This is a genomic window from Amycolatopsis sp. NPDC104819 (assembly GCF_055583145.1).
In genome coordinates this window covers 92,094-109,724 of sequence record NZ_JBVJON010000022.1, presented here as the reverse complement: position 1 = coordinate 109,724, position 17,631 = coordinate 92,094, and the positions used below count along the sequence as shown (strand labels likewise).

Below are 17,631 nucleotides of genomic sequence, written 5' to 3'. Positions count from 1 at the left end.
CCCCCCCCCCCCCCCCCCCCCCCCCCCCCCCCCCCCCCCCCCCCCCCCCCCCCCCCCCCCCCCCCCCCCCCCCCCCCCCCCCCCCCCCCCCCCGCTACTGAGAAAACCTCATTGGGGCGCTGTGGCTACCGGGCCGGGGCCACGCCGAGCCGGTCGGCGACACCCGTCGTGATCGCGCTCGAGCCGAGGTCCGTGCCCGGCTTGATCCAGGACTGGTCCGGCTCCGCACCCGCGACCGTGCGCTCGCCGATGAACTGACCCGTCACCGGGTCGACGATGAGCTGGCGGATCTCGTGGCGGTCGTCCAGGCCGAGGGCGACGCCGGTGCGGCCGTCGAGGTTGGTTTCGGCGGCCAGCACCGTGATGCCCGGGATCTTCGCCAGCGCGCGGTACCACTGGGCGCGCAGCTCGGCGGGCATCAGCCCGGCGCGGAGGATCTCGATGCCGAAGTGGAACATCACCGTCGGCGTCGAGCCGCGGCCCTTGGTCATGGACTGCAGCTTCGCGTAGAGCTGGGCCGGATCGTGCGGCAGCGTCGCGTAGTACGCCGGGCTGTCCCAGTCGGTCGGGTCGTCGCACTTCTTGGCCGGCTTGGCCTTCGGGAAGAAGTCACCGCAGCGGCCCTGCCACTGTCCCTGGTCGGTGTCGGTGATCTCCGGCTCGGGCGCCTGCGCCTGCGGCACCGAGCCGCCCAGGAACTTCCCGGTGCTGAGGATCTTGCGGTTCTCCTGCCAGACGTCGTGCGTGTCGGCCGGGATCCAGCGCTCCAGCCGCTGCTCCCACAGGTAGGTGTAGCCGGTCGTCTCGCCGGTGTTGACCCCGCGCCCGACCCACGTGTGCTCGTCGACGTACCGGAACTGCCCGGGCCCGACGGGCTGGTCGACCGCGCCGACGCTGAGGTCGGCCGCGCGGTTGAGCACCTGCACCGCCGACATCAGCTTGATGTCCGGCCAGTGCGCGGTCGGGTTCGTGCTGGACGCGGGGGCGGCGGCCGCCGGCCCGGCGGTGGGCCCGGACGAGCCGGTCTGCGTCACGACGACCGTCACCGCGACCACCCCGGCCACGGCGGCGGCGACCGGCAGGGCGAACCGGCGGGCCCGCTTCGGCCGCAACGGGATCACGGTGGCTTCGGGTGCGAGCTCCGCCATCAGCCGGGCGCGCGCCGCGGACAGGTCGGCCGGGGCCGTGCGGGCGTCGCGGTGGAGCAGCTCGAGGGTCTCGTCGAGCTCATTCATGGGTGTTCTCCTCGATGGGGACGAGCAGGGCCTGGAGGCGGTGGCGCACGCGGTGCAGCCGCGAGCGCACCGTGCTGGCGGGGACGCCGAGCGCCTCGGCGACTTCGGCCGGTTCGAGACCGGCCCAGGAGGTGAGCAGCAGGACGTCGCGGTCCTGTTCGGACAGCCCGGAGAGCTCACCGGCCAGCAGACGCAGGCGGGCGGCCGCGTCGACCCGTCCGGCCACCGCGGTGTCGTGGCTCTCGGCCGGGCGGTCCTCGGTCCCGGCTCTCGCGGTCAGCTGGAACCCGCGGACCTCCTGCCGCACGTGGTTGCGGAGCAGGTTGGTGGCGATCCCGTAGAGCCAGCCGCGGATGGGTGCCTTGGCGGGGTCGTAGCTGGCGCGTCTTCGCAGCGCGACGACGAAGGTCTCCGCCACGAGGTCGTCGGCGACGTGCACGCCCACGCGGCCCGCGAGGTATCCGCGCAGGGGGTGGGCGTACTCGTCGAAGAGCCGCGCGAAGACCTCCTTCGGATCCCGCGCGGCGAGGTCGGGCCGATCGAGCCGTTCGACGATTCTGGTCACGGTACTGGTTGTCGCGACCCCGCACCCGCGTCCCCGATCACCCGGCCGGATGAGACACAGGCCACATTCCGGCCCGTCCGGCCGAACAGTCGCGGTGGCTGCGGACAAGAGCCGGTATGCACCGAGGAAACGTGATGCTGGCCGGCTCGTGCGCCGGAGCGGTGGTGGCGATGCTGGTCGTCGCCGCGGCGATGCGGGCGCCGGGACCCGCCGTCGCGGCCGGGCCGGTGCTGGAAACCGGGCCGCCGCTGACCACGAGCGTGGCGACCACGGCGACGTCGGCCCCGCCGGAAACCTCGGCCTCGGCCTCGGCGCCGGCGAAGCCGCACCTGCCGGCCGGCGCCGACCTCGCCGCGCTCGTGCCCGGCAAGGTGAGCGTGCTCGTCCACGACCGCAAGAACGACCAGGACCTCGTGTCCTACCGGCCGGACGCGACCTACACGTCGGCGTCGCTGGTCAAGCTGCTCATCGCGCTCGAAGCGCTGAAGCGGGGCGAGCCGGCCAGTGAGGTCTCGGAGATGCTCTCGCGCAGCGACGACGACGTCGCGAGCCGGCTCTGGTCACAGCTGGGCGGGCCGACGATCGTCACGTCCTGGGCGAAGCGGGCCGGCATGACCTCGACCCGGCCGCCCGCCGACGCCAACCACTGGGGCGGGACGCTGGTCACGGCCACCGACCTGGTCCGCTTCTACGACTACCTGATGGACGACGCGCCCGAAGCCAGCCGTCAGGTGATCCTGCGCGCCCTCGACGGCGCCACCGAGCACGGCGCCGACGGCTTCGACCAGTTCTTCGGCATCCCGGGTGCGGTCACCGCGACCGACTGGGCCGTCAAGCAGGGCTGGTCCTGCTGCGACCCGGGCCGCAACCTGCACACCAGCGGGCTCGTCGGCGGCCGCCGGTACGTGGTCGTCGTGCTCAGCGCCCAGCCGGCCGCCACGAGCTGGGGGAAGGCCTCGCAGAACGTCACGGCCGTCGTGAAAGCGCTCTCCGGGCCGCTCGGCTGGGGCTGACGCCTCGCGCGCGGCGCGGGACGACCGGTGCGCGGCGGTTCGGCGGTACCGTCTCCTAGGTGGCGAAGCGCGAGGTGGAGGGGGCCAGGGTGGCGGACCGGGCGAAGCCGGGGGAGCAGGCCAGGACGTCGTTCCCCGGGCCGCGGCAGCCGAGCCTGGCCGACGTCGCCGGCATGGCCGGGGTCTCGCACATGACCGTCTCGCGCGTGGTCAACGAGAGCGGGCCGGTGCGCCCGGAAACCCGCGAACGGGTCCTCGCCGCCGTCCGGAAGCTCGGGTACCGGCCCAACTCCGCCGCGCGGACGCTGGTCACCGGTCGCTCCGGCACCCTCGGCGTGGTCGCGCTGGAGTCGAACCTCTACGGCCCGGCGAGCACGCTCTACGGCATCGAGAACGCCGCGCGCGAGGCCGGCTACGGGATCGCGATCTGCAGTGTCACGCGGCCGGGGCGCTCGTCGATCGGCGACGCGGTGGAGAGCCTGCGGCGGCAGGCCGTCGAAGGCATCGTCGTGATCGCCCCGCACGTGACGGCCGGACGCGCCCTCGACGCGGCCCCGTCGGACATCCCGCTGGTGGCCGTCGGCGGCGGGGAGGCCGCGCCGGTGCCGGTGATCTCGGTGGACCAGTACGACGGCGCCCGCCGGGCGACCGAGCACCTGCTGGCGCTCGGCCACCGGACGGTCTGGCACGTCGCCGGCCCCGAGGACTGGCTCGAAGCCCGGGACCGCGAACGCGGCTGGCGGGAGACCCTCGAACGGCGGGGCCTGCGGGTGCCCGCGGTCGTGCGCGGCGACTGGAGCCCGCGGTCGGGGTACGAAGCCGGCCGCGCGCTCGCCGGGAAGCGCGGGCTGAAGGCGGTCTTCTCGGCCAACGACCAGATGGCGCTGGGCCTGCTGCGGGCGTTCACCGAAGCCGGCATCCGGGTGCCGGAGGACGTTCACGTCGCCGGGTTCGACGACGTGCCCGAGGCCGCGTACTTCACGCCGCCGCTGACCACGGTGCGCCAGGACTTCATCGAGGTCGGCCGCCGCACGTTCGGGCTCCTGGAGGACCGGATGGCAGGCGGCGACGTCGGCGCGCGGCACCTCGTGCCCGCCGAGCTGATCGTGCGGGAGAGCACCGGCCCCCGCTGATGTCCCGTGCCTGGCTCGTTCGAGACACCGGAGCAGGACAGTTAGCGTTAACACGACGTCGGCACTGATCCATCTCGGTGTTGCATCTTGACCGCTTCTGTGCGGTTGCCAAAGGATCGTGTGCGGTTCAGTGCCGTTCCTGGAGGTCCCCGCATGCGTGCTTCGTTCCGGGCCCTGCTCGTCGCCCTGCTGGCTCTGGTCGGCGTGGTCGTCCCCCAGGCCGCCGCGGCGCCACCGAAGGCGGCCCACACCGTCACCTACGACGGCTACTCCTTCCTGGTCGACGGCAACCGGACCTACCTGTGGTCGGGGGAGTTCCACTCCTATCGCCTGCCGAGCCCCGACCTCTGGCTCGACATCTTCCAGAAGATGAAGGCCGCGGGCTTCAACTCGACGTCGCTCTACTTCGACTGGGGTTACCACTCGCCGCGCCAAGGTGTGTACGACTTCAGCGGCGTCCGCGACCTGGACAAGCTGCTCGACGTCGCGCAGCAGGCCGGGCTGTACGTCATCGCGCGGCCGGGGCCCTACATCAACGCTGAGGTCGACGGCGGCGGCTTCCCGACCTGGCTGTCGACGACTCCGGGCCACACTCGTAGCGCCGACCCGGTGTATCTGAAGTACTCCGACGAGTGGCAGACGCAGATCGACCGGATCATCGCGCGCCACCAGCTGACCAACGGCACCGGCAGCGTGCTCGCCTACCAGGTCGAGAACGAGTACTACAACGGCAACGCCGACGGCCGCGCGTACCTGAAGCACCTCGAGGACAAGGCCCGCGCCGACGGCATCACGGTTCCCCTGGTGGGCAACAACAACGGCACGTTCAACGCCGGCGAGGCCGCGCTCGACGTCGACGCCGCCGACTCCTACCCGCAGGGCTTCGACTGCTCCAACCCGACGCGCTGGAACGGCGTGCCGGACATCAGCTACGACCACGTCCCCGGCAAGCCGCTGATCACCGCCGAGTTCCAGGGCGGTGCGTTCGACCCGTGGGGCGGCCCGGGCTACGAGAAGTGCGCGCAGCTGATCAACGACCAGTTCGCGAACGTGTTCTACAAGCAGAACATCGCGGTCGGCGCGACCGGCCAGAGCTTCTACATGCTGCACGGCGGCACGTCCTGGGGCTGGAGCGCGATCCCGCAGAACTACACCTCCTACGACTACGGCGCCGCGATCACCGAGGGCCGCCAGTTCGACCCGAAGTACAACGAAGACAAGCTGATCGGCTACTTCACGCAGTCCGTCGCGCCGCTGACCAAGACCGACGGGCTGGCGGGCGCGCCGCTGACCGACCCGGCGCTGACCGACACCGCCCGGATCAACCCCGACACGCGCACGCAGTTCCACACGCTGCGCCACACCGACTCGACGTCGACCGCCACGAACACCACGAGCCTCGCGCTCGACCTCGCGGCGCACGCCGGCTACACCTACGACGACCGCGCGACCGAGGTCGGCTACACCGGCACCTGGACCCACGCCGGCCCGGAGGTGGACTACACCGGGGGTGACTACCAGCACACCGAGTCGTTCTCGGAGGTCACCGGCGACAGCGTGAGCATTCCCTTCACCGGCACCGGAATCCGCTGGGTGACGTCGAGGGACCCGAGCCACGGCGTCGCCGACGTCTACCTCGACGGGTCCAAGGTGGACACCGTCGACCTCTACGCGGCGAGCAAGCAGAACCAGGTCACCGGGTACGAGGCGCGGGGCCTGACCGCCGGGGCGCACACGCTGAAGATCGTCGTCACCGGGCAGAAGAACGCGAAGGCGACCGGGCCGTTCGTCGTGGTCGACGCCGTCGACCTGCTGTCGGACAGCGCCGACTACTACCCGGTCGTGCCGCAGCAGACCGGCACCGGGATCACGCTGAACGGCCGCCAGTCGAAGATCGTCGTCGCCGGTTACGACCTCGGGCGGACGCGGCTGCAGTACTCGACGTCGGAGATCATGACGTCGGCGGCCATCGGCGGCCGTGACGTCGCGGTCCTCTATGGGGACAAGGGCGGGCCCGGCGAGACCGTGCTGAGGTTCGCCCGGCAGCCGTCGGTGCAGGTCCTCGGCGGCACCGCGACGTCCACTTGGGACGCCGCTCGCGGCGACCTGCGGCTGAACTACACCCACGACGGCCTGGCCCGCGTGCTCGTCACCGCACCCGGTCAGCGGCCGCTGCTCCTGCTGCTCGCGGACAAGGCGACGGCGGCGACCTTCTGGCGTCAGGACACCGCCGCCGGGCCGGTGCTGGTCCGCGGCACGCACCTGGTGCGGACCGCGACCGACGACCACGGCGCGCTGAACCTGACCGGGGACACCGGAACGGACGGCGCGTTCGAGGTCTTCGCCGCCGAGAAGTCGTTGTCCTGGAACGGATCCCGCGTCGCGACCCAGCCGACGTCCAGCGGCAGCCTCACCGCCGCCGCACCGACCGCGAAGGCCGTCACGCTGCCCGCCTTGAGCGGCTGGAAGCACGAGCAGGAGTCGCCGGAGAGCCAGCCCGCCTTCGACGACTCGGCGTGGCCGGTGGCCGACAAGGACACCTCCAACAGCTCGACCGCGCTCGGCACCAAACCGGTGCTCTTCGCCGACGACTACGGCTTCCACACCGGCAACACCTGGTACCGCGGCCACTTCACCGGCGACGGCAAGCAGACCGGGATCACGCTGTCGAGCCAGAGCGGCGGCCCGGCGGGCGCGTTCTCGGCGTGGCTCAACGGGGTCTTCCTCGGCAGCTCGAAGGACCCGCAGCACACGTTCACCTTCCCGGCGGGCACCCTGCGCGCGGGCGACAACGAGATCTCCGTGCTGACGGTGAACATGGGGCACGAGGAGGACTACGGCGCGGACAACGGCAACAAGGCCGCGCGCGGGCTCACCGCCGCCCGGCTGACCGGCGCGCCGCTGACGTCGGTGACCTGGCGGCTGCAGGGTGTCCGCGGTGGCGAGACCGGGCTCGACCCGGTCCGCGGCCCGCTCAACACCGGCGGCCTCTACGGCGAGCGCGCGGGCTGGTCGCTGCCCGGCTTCCCGGACCAGCGCTGGGCCCCGGCGACACTCCCGGCGACGGACACGACTCCCGGCGTCTCGTGGTACCGCACGACCGCGGACCTCGACCTGCCGCGCGGCCAGGACACCTCGCTCGGCCTCACGATCACCGACGACCCGGCCCGGCAGTACCGGGCGCTGCTGTTCGTCAACGGCTGGCAGCTCGGCCAGTACGTCAACTACCTCGGCCCGCAGCACAGCTTCCCGATCCCGAACGGCGTGCTGAACCCGAACGGGCACAACACCATCGCCGTCGCGGTGTGGAACCTCGACGGCAGCACCGGCGGCCTCGGCAAGCTCGCCTGGACGAACTACGGCAGCTACCGCTCGCCGCTGACCGTGCGGCAGAACGCGTCGCCCGGTTACGACCCCGCGCGGTACACGATGCCGTCGGCGCCGACCGCCGCGGTGTCGCTGACCGCGCCGGACACCGCGTCGGGCGGCCAGCGCTTCACTGCCTCGGCGACGGTCCGGGTCCCTGCGGGCGCGGCTCCGGCCTTCGACGTGAAACCGGTGCTCACCGCGCCGGCCGGATGGACGGCCGGCCCGGCGTCCCCGCCTTCGGTGGCGCGGATCGACGGCGGGCGTTCGGCGACGTTCTCCTGGCCGGTGACCGCTCCCTCCACAGTGGACACCGCCGCGCTGAAGGTCGCGGTGGCCTACCGGCAAGCCGGGCGGCCGGGGTCGGTGTCCGGCGAACGGATCGTCGGCGCGGTGCCGCCGGCGCCACCCGCGGGCCAGGTCGCGGTGAGCTCACTGCCGTTCCTGACCGCCACGAACGGCTGGGGCCCGGTCGAGCGTGACACGAGCAACGGCGAGGCGGGCGCGGGGGACGGCAAGCCGATGACCATCGGGGGAGTGGCGTACCCGAAGGGCCTCGGCGTCCACGCGGCGAGCGACGTCCAGCTCTACCTGGCCGGCGCCTGCTCCCGGCTGACGGCGTCCGCGGGTGTCGACGGCGAGACCGGAACCGGCGGTAGCGTCAGCTTCAGCGTTTCGGTCGACGGCGCGACCCGCGTCACGACCCCGGTGCTGCGCGGCGGCCAGGCGGCCGTCCCGATCGACGTCGACGTCACCGGGGCCCAGGTCCTGGACCTGCTGGTGAACGACGGCGGGGACGGCAACGGCAACGACCACGCGGACTGGGCGCTGCCGACGCTGACCTGCGCTACGCCGCCTGCCGGGTGAGCTCGGGCAGCGGGCGGACGAGGAACGTGGCACGGATTTCCCGGCGTTCCTTCCACAGCTGGTAGAGCGCCAGCCCGAAGATGATCGACCCCATGACGTTGGCGATGAAGTGCCACCAGACGCGGTAGGTGGTGAGGCCCGGGCCGGCGTCGATGAGGCCGAAGAACGTCGACACGCCGATGGCGCGCGACCCGAACGCGACCGAGAGGGTGAGGACCAGGTGCTCGAGCCCGTGCAGGCCCTGCATCCAGACGCCCATCTTCCCCCAGCGGCGGGCGCGGGTGCCGGTGGCGCGGCGGGTGATCACCATGACCCCGGCGAGCCCGGCCAGGAAGATGAAGTTGCCGGTGAGGTGCAGCAGCTCCATGCCGAACGTCGGCCGGTTCGGCAGGACCATCTGCAGCCCGTTCGCCAGGCCGGTGCCCCACGGGGTCATCCACGCCGGGGCGTTCGGGTGGCCGAGCCAGTACCCGACTTGCGCGATGTGCTCCTGGACGTGCCCGAGCTGCCCGAGGACCCCGATGCCGATCACCGCGAGCGAGCCGCGGTACACCCAGGGCCGCACCGGCCCGCGGTTCGCGTAGGCCAGGATCCCGACCGCCGCCCACATGGCGAGCGCCCACAGCACGATCAGCACCGCGCCGGCGGTGTCCCAGCCCGACATCGACGTCATCGGCATGTTCATGATCGCCTCCCGTGTCGTCCCTTCGACCCTAAACCCGGACCGGGGGCCCTACTTCTCCCGTCGTGCGGCCGGAATCGGGACGAATCGTTATGGGACAACGGTTTTCCGGTCAAGAGAGGACAAGTCGGACGGCCAGCGCGGTGATCACCGCACTCGACACGAGCGCCGTCACCAGCCGGCCGCGCGCTCCGGTGAGGAGCCGTCCGAGCAGCGCGCCACCGCCGGCGAGGAGGGCCTGCCAGCTGGCGGAGGCGGCGAACGCGGCGAGCACGAAGACGGTCTGCTGCGGCATCGCGACGGCGGCGCCGGCCCGGTCGCCGACGACCAGCGCGGTGAAGTAGACGACGGTGGCCGGGTTCACCAGCGTGACCCCGAGCAGCGTGACGTAGGCGCGGCCGGGCGCGAGCGGCGTCACGGGCCGGGTGGCGGTGTCGCGGTGCTCGCGCAGTGCCGAGACAGCACCGCGGAGTGCCAGCAGGACCAGGACGCCGGCCGAGGCGTACCGCAGAGGTTCGGCGACCGGCGTCAGGACCCCGGCGACCGCGGCCCCGCCGAGCACGGCGACCAGCGCGTACACACCGTCGGCGCTCGCGACGCCGAGCGCGGCGGCCAGGCCGGTTTTGAGGGAGGTGCGGGCGGTGAGGGCGACGAGGTAGGTCGAGACGGCCCCGACGGGGATCGCGATGCCGTAGCCGGCCAGCAGCCCGGCGACCAGCGCGGTGATCACGGCGCGGTGGTGCTCGACCCCCGCGATCGGCCCGGCTGCTGCGTGACCGGCGCGAGGGTCGCGGCGACGGTCGGCAGGAGCGGGGTGCGGTGCGTGGTCATGCGCCGATGGTGTCGGTGCGGCGCACGTGGCGGCAACCGGATTTCCGGGATCGGCTCAGCCGGTGCGTCCCGGTCACCTGTGCTTGAATCGGCGCCGAAGCACCGGCCGACGCGAGAAAGGGCTTTCACGATGCGGGTCGACCTGAGCGGGAAGACGGCGCTGGTCACCGGGTCCACCCAGGGCATCGGCTCGGCGATCGCGGCGGGGCTCGCCGCCGCCGGGGCACGGGTCGCGATCAACGGCCGGAGCGAGACGGGTGTCGCGAAGGCCATCGCGCGGCTCAAGGAAGACCTGCCGGACGCCGACCTGGTGCCCGCCCCGGGCGACGTCTCGGAGGAGGCCGGCGCGGCGCAGGTCGTCGAAGAGGTGCCCGACGCCGACATCCTCGTCAACAACCTCGGCATCTTCGGCGCGCAGGAGCCGCTGGAGATCACCGACGCCGACTGGCGGCGCTACTTCGAGGTCAACGTCCTGGCCGCGGTGCGGCTCACCCGCGCGTACCTGCCCGGCATGACCGGGCGTGGCTGGGGCCGGATCCAGTACATCGCCAGCGACTCCGCGGTCGTGATCCCCGCCGAGATGATCCACTATGGAGTGTCGAAGACGGCGCTGCTCGGTGTGTCCCGCGGGTTCGCCAAGCACGCGGCCGGGACCGGGGTCACCGTCAACGCCGTGATCGCCGGGCCGACGCACACCGGTGGCGTCGAGGACTTCGTCTACGAGCTGGTGGACAAGGACCTGCCGTGGGACGAGGCGCAGCGGGAGTTCATGAAGAAGCACCGGCCGCAGTCGCTGCTGCAGCGGCTCATCGAGCCGGAGGAGATCGCGAACCTGGTGGTGTACCTCAGTTCGCCGTTCGCTTCGGCGACCACTGGCGCGGCCGTGCGGGTCGACGGCGGGTACGTCGACTCGATCGTCCCCTGAGGTCCCGCTCCCGCCCGGAAGCACGGGGGAACCTCTGGCGGGAACGGGAGTGGGAGGCGGCGGGCTTCGCCTCGCCGACACCGGTAAGAACGCTAAAGTTCACCGGGAGTTCCCGCACCGGGGAGTGACGCGCGTCGCCGGGGTACCCCGCGCAGGGGTCGCCCGACCGGGCGCGCCGGGTGTCGGGATCGGCGCGCGTGGTTCATGATCGAATTCATGGACCACATCGAGACACCGGCGAAACCCGCCCGCGGCCTCCGGCGAGTCCTCCTCGCGGCGGCGACGGGCGCAGTGCTCGCCGCCGCCGCGTGGGTGGCCCTGTGGCTGGCCATGCACCTCTGACCGCCCTTCTCGTCGCAACTCATCGCACCGCGCGTCGATCCGGGCCGGTCGGCAGGGCGAACGGGCTGATCGTGCGCCGTTCGTCGCAACTCGGTGCTGATCTTCGGTGTAGCCCGAAGGTGGGTTCCGCGCCAACCGGCGCGTCCACTCACCTGGCCGAGGGGTTCTCGTGCTCACCTGGATCGTCACCTCCTGCGCCGTCCTGCTCATGGCCCTGTTCGGTAGCGCCGGTGGCTTGCTTTCACTGGTGGTGAAGCTCCACGACCTGCACGTTCTGTCAAGCGGCGGTACTGGAGGAGCGGCGCCGGAGTGCGCTTTCTCGAGAAGGATGACCACGCGACCAGGTTCCGGTTCGGGCGGGAGCCGGACGGGACTCCCGCCGAACCGTGGACCTGGGACGATATCGAACAATGATGACTACGGCGTGACGGGGATGTTCGTCAGCCCGGACTTGGCGTTCGTGACCGTGTTGGACGCGTACACCACGTTCGGGTTGGCCGCGCACTTGGAGACCGAGCTGATCTTGATCGCGTAGTCGCCGACGCCGCCGAGGTCGGACTTGTTGCCGCGCCACACGTTGCCGCAGCCGTTGTCGAACGAGGGGGACGTGCTCGTGTTGTGGTTCTCGTAGCCGTTCGCGAACACGCCGGGCGAGGCGAACGTGCCCGTGTTGTTCTCGATCGTGTAACCGATGCCCTTGACGTCGATCCAGGAGTCGGCCGAGTTCTCGCCGGAGATGCCGCGGCCGTCGAACGTGTTGCCGCGGATGAGCCCGTTGAACGTGCCTTCCTTGACGTCGATCGGCTCCGCCGCGATGAACGGGCCGATGTGGTTGTCCAGCACCTGGATCCGGTCGCCGCGGTCGACGCCGCCGGAGTTGCCGTGGCAGGCCCAGTTCGAGTTGGCCGAGCCGAGGTAGACGCCTTCGCCGTACCCCGGCTGGACCAGGCCGGTGTAGGTGATCGTCGAGTTCTTCAGCACGCTGTCGGCCGACGAGCGGCGGAAGTGGACCGCCTCCTCGTCGACGTGGTTGACGTTCACGCCGTCGATCACCGTGTGCGGGGAGTTGTCGGCGACGATGCCCTTCTTCGACTCCTGCACCGTGAAGCCGGTCAGGTTCCAGTACGGCGCGCCCGAAAGCCACAGGCCGTACCCTGAGTCCCAGCCCGCCGTCGGCGCCGGGCAGTCCGGCGCGTCACCCGACGGGCCGTCGTTGATCAGCACCGCGTTCGACGGCCCCGACAGCGTGATCGGCTTCGCCGCCGTCCCGGCCTTCGTCGTGACGAACGAGCCGCGGTAGGTGCCCGCGGCGAGCTTGATCGCCTGGCCCGGGGCCGCGTCGGCCAGCGCCGCCTGCAGCTGGGCGGCCGTCGAGACGTTCACCGTGTCCCCGGCGGGCGGGGGAGTCGTGGTCGTCGTCGGGGGTGGAGTCGTGGTGATCGTCGGCGCGGTGGGTGTCGTGGTGACCGGGCCGCCGCCGGCGCACGGGAGGCCGTTCACCGTGCAGCCCGCGGGCAGCCCGGACCCGGCGACGTTGAAGCCGAAGTTCGCGGTGGCGCCCGGCTTGACCGTGCCGTTGAACCCGGCGTTCGTGAACTTGTAGTGCTGCCCGGACTGCGTTTTCACCGAGCTCCACGAGCTGCTCACCGAAGTCCCGGCGGGCAGGTCGAACTCGACGGTCCAGCCGGTGGCGGTGGCGTCGCCGTGGTTGGTGATCGTGTACCCGGCCCCGTACCCGCCGGTCCAGACCGACGTCTGCGCGAACGCGGCGGACAGGTTCGCCGCCGCGGCCTGGGCGGTGACGGCGCCGGTCAGCGCGAGGGCGGCGGAAACGGTGGCGGCGCCCAGCAGGACGGCACGGCGGAGCGGACTTCGTCGGAACACCCGAGACCTCCGGGAAGGGGGACTACAGCGGAGGTGTTGCGGCGTGACACCCGGACGCCCCTTTATAGGTCACACTCGTGACACGCGTCAACAAACTGAACGCCGGTCACGTATGTGAAAGATCAGCCCGTGACGCTCGCTGCGCCGGTCTCGACGTGGCCGCTGAACCGGCGCAGGAACTTCGGGTCGGCGTCGAGCGTCGCCGAGAGGTCGTACCAGCCGGAGCCGTAGGAGACGGGGTTCCAGTCGTCGGTGATCGTCTGGCCCGCCGCCAGCGGGTACGTCCACGGCCCGTCGGTGCGGTAGTGGTTGGCGGTCACCGTGATCTTGACCGCCGTCGTGCCGCCGTTGCGCATCGTCAGCCGCAGCTTGTTCTCGGTCGTGTAGCCGGCCGTGACGTCGACCGCCGCGCCGGCGCTGTCCGCGTCGCCGGCGAAGACCCAGCGGAACCGGTTGGGCCCGTGCACCGCGACGCCGTACTTCCCGCCGCCGTAGAGCTGCACCCGCCAGGTGTCGGCGACCTGCGCGCCGGGGGCGACGTCGTAGGGCCACGGCCCGTCGGTCTGCCCGTCGTTGCGGTAGGCCATCAGCTGGACGGCCGCGCTGCCCTGGTTGGCGAACGTCGTGGTGAGGATCTGGCGGTCGGCGCTCAGCGACGTCGTCACCAGCGGCCGGTAGGGCAGCGGCCGAGCGGGCCGGGTGCCCGCTTCCTGCGCCGGAACCTGCTGCTTCCCGGTCGCGGGCGGCGCCGGCTTCGGCAGCTTCCGCTGGGTGTCGTCGGCCTGCTTCCGCAACGCCGCGGTGTCCGGCAGCAGCGGAATCCGGACGTTCGCGGCGCCGAAGTCGAAGCAGCTCATCAGGTCACCGCAGAGCGCCCGGCGCCAGGCGCTGATGTTCGGTTCGGCGACCCCGGTCCAGCGTTCGAGGAACCGGATCACCGACGTGTGGTCGGTGACCTCGGAGCTGACCCAGCCGCCGCGGCTCCACGGCGAGATCACCGTCATCGGCACCCGCGCGCCGAGCCCGATCGGCTTGCCGCCGATGTACTCGCCCGCGGTGCCGGACGGGGCGATCGGCGGGGCGACGTGGTCGAAGAAGCCGTCGTTCTCGTCGTAGTTGATGAGGACCACAGTGGACTCCCAGAGCTTCGGGTTGGCCCACAGGGCGTTCAGCACGGTCTGGGTGTACGCGGCGCCGTCGACCGGGCGGGCTTCCGGGTGCTCGCAGTAACCGTAGGGCGCCACGATCCAGGACACCTTCGGCAGTGAACCGCTCGCGCAGTCGGCGGTGAACTCGGCGAGGACGTGGTCGACGTCCTTGCCCTTCCCCGAATCCGGGCCCCAGGTCTTGAAGACGCTGGCGCGCTTCGAAAGGTCGCTCGAGTAGTCCTGGTGGTAGGCCTTGAACAGCCAGAGCGGGTTGTCGCCGTAGTCGCCGACGAACGAGCCGCCCGCGTCGCCGACCTCCTTGTTGGCGTAGACCTTCCACGAAACCCCGTGCTGCTGCAGGCGTTCCGGGTAGGTGGTCCAGCTGAACACCGGTTTGTAGTCGGCCGGGTTGTAGTTCGCCGGGCCGCCCGCCTGGCCCGCGGCGTCGATCGTGCCGGTGAACAGGTAGAGCCGGTTGGGTGTGGTCGGGCCCTGCACCGAGCAGAAGTAGTGGTCGCACACCGTGAACGCGTCGGCGAGCGCGCGGTGGAACGGGATGTCGCCCTGGCCGAAGTACCCCATGGTCATCTCGCCCTTGGCGGGCACCCACGCGTTGTTCGCGCCGCTCGCGATCGCCTGGTGCTGGTCGGCCCAGCCGTGGCCGAGGTCGCCGAGGTCCTGACCGTCCACTTTGGTGGTGTCCACGCGGAACGGCAGCAGGTACTTGCCGTCGCTGCGGCCGGAGTCGGGCTGATGGAAGACGTCCTGGCCGTTCGGCTGCACGATCGCCGACCGGTCGCCGAACCCGCGGACACCCTTCATGGTGCCGTAGTAGTGGTCGAACGACCGGTTCTCCTGCATGAGGACGACCACGTGCTGGACGTCGGACAGGCTGCCGGAAACCCGCGGTTCGGCGAGGGCTTCGGCCATTCCCGGCGGCAGGGCGCCAAGGGCGCCGGCGGCGGCGACCCCGCCGAGGAAGCTGCGGCGGGTGAGTCGGTTCGGATCGGCCATCACGGGAGCCTCCAGGGGGACCTCGGGCGGGCAGCGATCAGCCTAGGTGATCGAAGCTGTTCGTAACTACCGACGTTCGGACGTAATCGAGCAACAGCTGTTCATGTGCTGTTCGATCCCCGGTCCCGTCGCGTGACACTTTCCGGTGACGCGGAGCTGAACGGGCGGTCGGCGGGGAACTCCTCCCTGCACAAACCCCTGGGACGCAGGGGATTCCGGGAGGAGAGCACCATGAAGACCCGCATCGCCGCGCTCGCGGCCGCGCTCACCCTCGCCTCGGCCGTCGTCACGGCGGCCCCCGCGTCGGCGGACCCGGTGCCGGGCAACCCGAACCAGTTCTACGCCTACTGCTCGGTCGACCTGCTCGGGGTGCCGCTGGGGTGCACCGAGACCGACGCGGCGCACGCGTCGCACCTCTGTCAGTACGTCGTCACCGGCGTCGGGGTCGGGCTCGACTGCATCCAGCGCTGAGCCGTTGCCCGAAAGTACCCGGTGGTCCGGACCATCGGGTACTCGTCGGAAAATGTCCGACCGGATAGTCTTGTTCTTCGCCACCGGCCCGTTCATACTTTGTTGCGACGCACAACAAATAGGGTGCCGGTGATCCGCCAGCCCGTCGCCCGCGGAACGGAAGAGGCGACAATGATGTCGACCAGGAACTCCGCCCGGTGGTGGCGGACGGCCCGGCTGCTGGCCGCGCCCGCCGCCCTGCTCGTGCTCGGCGCCGTGGTGGCCGCCCCGCAGAGCCAGGCCGCGCCCGCCGCGCCCCTCGCGAGCTTCAGCGACGACTTCGACGGCCCCGCCGGCGCGGGCGTCGACGGCTCGAAGTGGGTGCACGAGACCGGTGACAACGTGAACAACCACGAGCGCCAGTGGTACACCGACGGCACCGCCAACGCGGCGCTCGACGGCCAGGGCCACCTCGTGATCACCGCGAAGAAGGAGAACAGCGGCAACAACTGCTGGTACGGCCCGTGTGAGTACACCTCCGCGCGGCTCAACACCTCCGGCAAGTTCACCGCGTCCTCCGGGCACATCGAGGCCCGGATGAAGCTGCCGCGCGGGCAGGGCATGTGGCCCGCGTTCTGGATGCTGGGCTCCGACATCGGCAACGTCGGCTGGCCGCAGTGCGGCGAGATCGACATCATGGAGAACGTCGGCTTCGAGCCGAACACCGTGCACGGCACCATCCACGGCCCCGGCTACTCGGGCTCCGGCGGCATCGGCGCGGCCTACAACGGGCCGAACTTCTCCGACGACTTCCACACCTACGCGATCGACTGGTCGCAGGACCGGATCGTGTGGTCGGTCGACGGCAACGCCTACCAGACCCGCACGCCGGCCGACGTCGGCGGCAACCAGTGGGTGTTCAACCACGACTTCTTCGTGATCCTCAACCTGGCGGTCGGCGGCTACTGGCCCGGCGACCCCGACGGCAGCACCCAGTTCCCGCAGCAGCTCGTGGTCGACTACGTCCACGTGAGCTGAGGGGTCCAGACCAGCGGGACCGGTTCTCCTCCGCGCGCGGCGGAGGGGGGCCGGTCCCGCGCCATGTCCCGGCCCGGGCGGCTTTGGTACAGAACCGCGACATTTCTGGTTCAGACCTGTCGAACAACCCCGACGGACCGGCGATCTTCCCCGGACAGAGTGACGGTGTGCGCTCGAGCGGCGCACCCCGGCACCCGGAGGAGAGTCATGGCCCGTACCCGCATCCCACCCCTCGCCGGCGGGCTGGCCGCCGCCGCGGCGGTGGCGCTCGCCGCGGCCGTCTGGGTCGTCTTCCCGCCCGAGGTCGCCGGACACGCCAGCGCCGCGCGGCCGGACGTCGACCTGCCGCTGCCGTGGCCCGCGGAAGGCCAGGCCAGTGCCGAGGTCCAGGGGCTCGGCTCGCTCGGCAGCCGCGGTGAGCAGCAGCCGGTGCCGATCGCCAGTGTCACCAAGGTGATGACCGCCTACGTCGTGCTGAAGGACCACCCGCTCGCCGAGGGGGACGCGGGCCCGGAGATCACCGTCGACGACCAGGCCGAGGCGGAGTCCACCGCCGCCGACGAGTCGACCGCGCCGGTCCGCGCGGGCCGCCGGATCAGCGAGCGGGACCTGCTGGCCCTGATGCTCGTCCCGTCCGGCAACAACGTCGCCCGCCTGCTCGCGCGCTGGGACGCGGGCAGCCAAGACGCCTTCGTCGAGAAGATGAACCGCGAGGCCGGCGCGCTCGGGATGACGAGCACGACCTACACCGGCGCCAGCGGGGTCGAGGACTCGACCACCAGCACCGCCACCGACCAGCTCCGGCTGGCCCGCGAGGTGATGAAGAACCCCGTCGTCCGCGCGATCGTCGGCACCCCGAGCTTGCGCGTAGACGGTGTGCCGGGCGCTGTCGTCAACACGAACACCCTGCTCGGGCGCGACGGCGTGATCGGGCTCAAGACCGGGTCGTCGACCGCGGCCGGCGGCGCCCTGATGTGGGCGGCGCAGAGCCGGGGCGGGACGCTGATCCTCGGGGTCGTGCTGCACCAGAGCCCCGGCGGGAGTCCCGCGGCCGGGCTGCGCGCGGTGCTGGAGAACAGCGCGAAGCTGATCTCCGCGATCCAGCGGGAGCTCCCGGCGGCGACCCGATGACCGCGGT

Annotated in this window: 13 protein-coding genes and 1 pseudogene; 8 read left to right on the top strand and 6 right to left on the bottom strand. The window is 71.7% G+C overall.

Annotation, left to right across the window (positions count from 1 at the left end):
* Positions 1-125 precede the first annotated feature (125 nt).
* Both ACZ63E_RS43685 and ACZ63E_RS43680 read right to left on the bottom strand, forming a co-directional pair.
* On the bottom strand, positions 126-1,235 hold the full coding sequence (locus ACZ63E_RS43685) for a CU044_5270 family protein (RefSeq protein ID WP_465342219.1): 1,110 nt from the start codon (positions 1,233-1,235) through the stop codon (positions 126-128).
* Positions 1,228-1,800 (bottom strand): RNA polymerase sigma factor, encoded by a 573-nt coding sequence (locus ACZ63E_RS43680; protein ID WP_465342218.1) that lies wholly within the window; start codon positions 1,798-1,800, stop codon positions 1,228-1,230. The genes ACZ63E_RS43685 and ACZ63E_RS43680 overlap by 8 nt, the downstream gene beginning before the upstream one ends.
* Positions 1,801-1,916: 116 nt before the next feature.
* On the opposite strand from ACZ63E_RS43680, the gene ACZ63E_RS43675 reads away from it, so the two are divergent.
* The 3 genes from ACZ63E_RS43675 (at position 1,917) to ACZ63E_RS43665 (ending at position 8,179) form a co-directional block, all read left to right on the top strand.
* On the top strand, positions 1,917-2,813 hold the full coding sequence (locus ACZ63E_RS43675) for a serine hydrolase (RefSeq protein WP_465342217.1): 897 nt from the start codon (positions 1,917-1,919) through the stop codon (positions 2,811-2,813).
* An 89-nt stretch (positions 2,814-2,902) separates the two neighbouring features.
* Entirely contained in the window at positions 2,903-3,946 is a 1,044-nt protein-coding gene (locus ACZ63E_RS43670; protein ID WP_465342221.1) for a LacI family DNA-binding transcriptional regulator, read from the top strand.
* Positions 3,947-4,099: 153 nt separating this feature from the next.
* On the top strand, positions 4,100-8,179 hold the full coding sequence (locus tag ACZ63E_RS43665) for a beta-galactosidase (protein WP_465342216.1): 4,080 nt from the start codon (positions 4,100-4,102) through the stop codon (positions 8,177-8,179).
* Here ACZ63E_RS43665 and ACZ63E_RS43660 read toward each other — a convergent pair.
* Positions 8,160-8,864 (bottom strand): DUF6008 family protein, encoded by a 705-nt coding sequence (locus tag ACZ63E_RS43660; RefSeq protein WP_465342215.1) that lies wholly within the window; start codon positions 8,862-8,864, stop codon positions 8,160-8,162. The two genes, ACZ63E_RS43665 and ACZ63E_RS43660, sit on opposite strands and share 20 nt — an antisense overlap.
* A gap of 109 nt (positions 8,865-8,973) precedes the next feature.
* Complete coding sequence (locus ACZ63E_RS43655; RefSeq protein WP_465342214.1) at positions 8,974-9,591, bottom strand: LysE/ArgO family amino acid transporter; 618 nt, start codon at positions 9,589-9,591, stop codon at positions 8,974-8,976.
* Between the two features lie 231 nt (positions 9,592-9,822).
* Between ACZ63E_RS43655 and ACZ63E_RS43650 the strand changes: the two genes are divergently transcribed.
* Positions 9,823-10,617, top strand: coding sequence for an SDR family NAD(P)-dependent oxidoreductase (locus ACZ63E_RS43650; protein WP_465342213.1), 795 nt, complete (start codon positions 9,823-9,825; stop codon positions 10,615-10,617).
* A gap of 216 nt (positions 10,618-10,833) precedes the next feature.
* Positions 10,834-10,959: a hypothetical protein gene (locus ACZ63E_RS43645; protein WP_465304263.1), complete on the top strand. Its 126-nt coding sequence runs from the start codon at positions 10,834-10,836 to the stop codon at positions 10,957-10,959.
* 417 nt (positions 10,960-11,376) lie between these two features.
* On the opposite strand, the gene ACZ63E_RS43640 is transcribed toward ACZ63E_RS43645, so the two are convergent.
* Both ACZ63E_RS43640 and ACZ63E_RS43635 read right to left on the bottom strand, forming a co-directional pair.
* On the bottom strand, positions 11,377-12,843 hold the full coding sequence (locus ACZ63E_RS43640) for a cellulose binding domain-containing protein (protein WP_465342212.1): 1,467 nt from the start codon (positions 12,841-12,843) through the stop codon (positions 11,377-11,379).
* Between the two features lie 122 nt (positions 12,844-12,965).
* Positions 12,966-15,005: a phosphocholine-specific phospholipase C gene (locus ACZ63E_RS43635; RefSeq protein WP_465342211.1), complete on the bottom strand. Its 2,040-nt coding sequence runs from the start codon at positions 15,003-15,005 to the stop codon at positions 12,966-12,968.
* Positions 15,006-15,236: 231 nt separating this feature from the next.
* Between ACZ63E_RS43635 and ACZ63E_RS43630 the strand changes: the two genes are divergently transcribed.
* The 3 genes and pseudogenes from ACZ63E_RS43630 (at position 15,237) to ACZ63E_RS43620 (ending at position 17,624) form a co-directional block, all read left to right on the top strand.
* A complete protein-coding gene (locus ACZ63E_RS43630; RefSeq protein ID WP_465342210.1) occupies positions 15,237-15,476 on the top strand; it encodes a hypothetical protein in 240 nt (79 codons plus the stop codon).
* 174 nt (positions 15,477-15,650) lie between these two features.
* A pseudogene (locus tag ACZ63E_RS43625) lies at positions 15,651-16,490 on the top strand (glycoside hydrolase family 16 protein); the annotation flags it as partial.
* A gap of 210 nt (positions 16,491-16,700) precedes the next feature.
* A complete protein-coding gene (locus tag ACZ63E_RS43620; RefSeq protein WP_465342209.1) occupies positions 16,701-17,624 on the top strand; it encodes a D-alanyl-D-alanine carboxypeptidase family protein in 924 nt (307 codons plus the stop codon).
* The last annotated feature ends 7 nt before the right edge of the window (positions 17,625-17,631 follow it).

Coding starts and splice junctions, on each gene's coding strand:
- ACZ63E_RS43685 (WP_465342219.1), bottom strand. CDS start 1,235: ATGAATGAGCTCGACGAGACCCTCGAGCTGCTCCACCGCGACGCCCGC.
- ACZ63E_RS43675 (WP_465342217.1), top strand. CDS start 1,917: ATGCACCGAGGAAACGTGATGCTGGCCGGCTCGTGCGCCGGAGCGGTG.
- ACZ63E_RS43665 (WP_465342216.1), top strand. CDS start 4,100: ATGCGTGCTTCGTTCCGGGCCCTGCTCGTCGCCCTGCTGGCTCTGGTC.
- ACZ63E_RS43660 (WP_465342215.1), bottom strand. CDS start 8,864: ATGAACATGCCGATGACGTCGATGTCGGGCTGGGACACCGCCGGCGCG.
- ACZ63E_RS43650 (WP_465342213.1), top strand. CDS start 9,823: ATGCGGGTCGACCTGAGCGGGAAGACGGCGCTGGTCACCGGGTCCACC.
- ACZ63E_RS43645 (WP_465304263.1), top strand. CDS start 10,834: ATGGACCACATCGAGACACCGGCGAAACCCGCCCGCGGCCTCCGGCGA.
- ACZ63E_RS43635 (WP_465342211.1), bottom strand. CDS start 15,005: ATGGCCGATCCGAACCGACTCACCCGCCGCAGCTTCCTCGGCGGGGTC.
- ACZ63E_RS43630 (WP_465342210.1), top strand. CDS start 15,237: ATGAAGACCCGCATCGCCGCGCTCGCGGCCGCGCTCACCCTCGCCTCG.
- ACZ63E_RS43620 (WP_465342209.1), top strand. CDS start 16,701: ATGGCCCGTACCCGCATCCCACCCCTCGCCGGCGGGCTGGCCGCCGCC.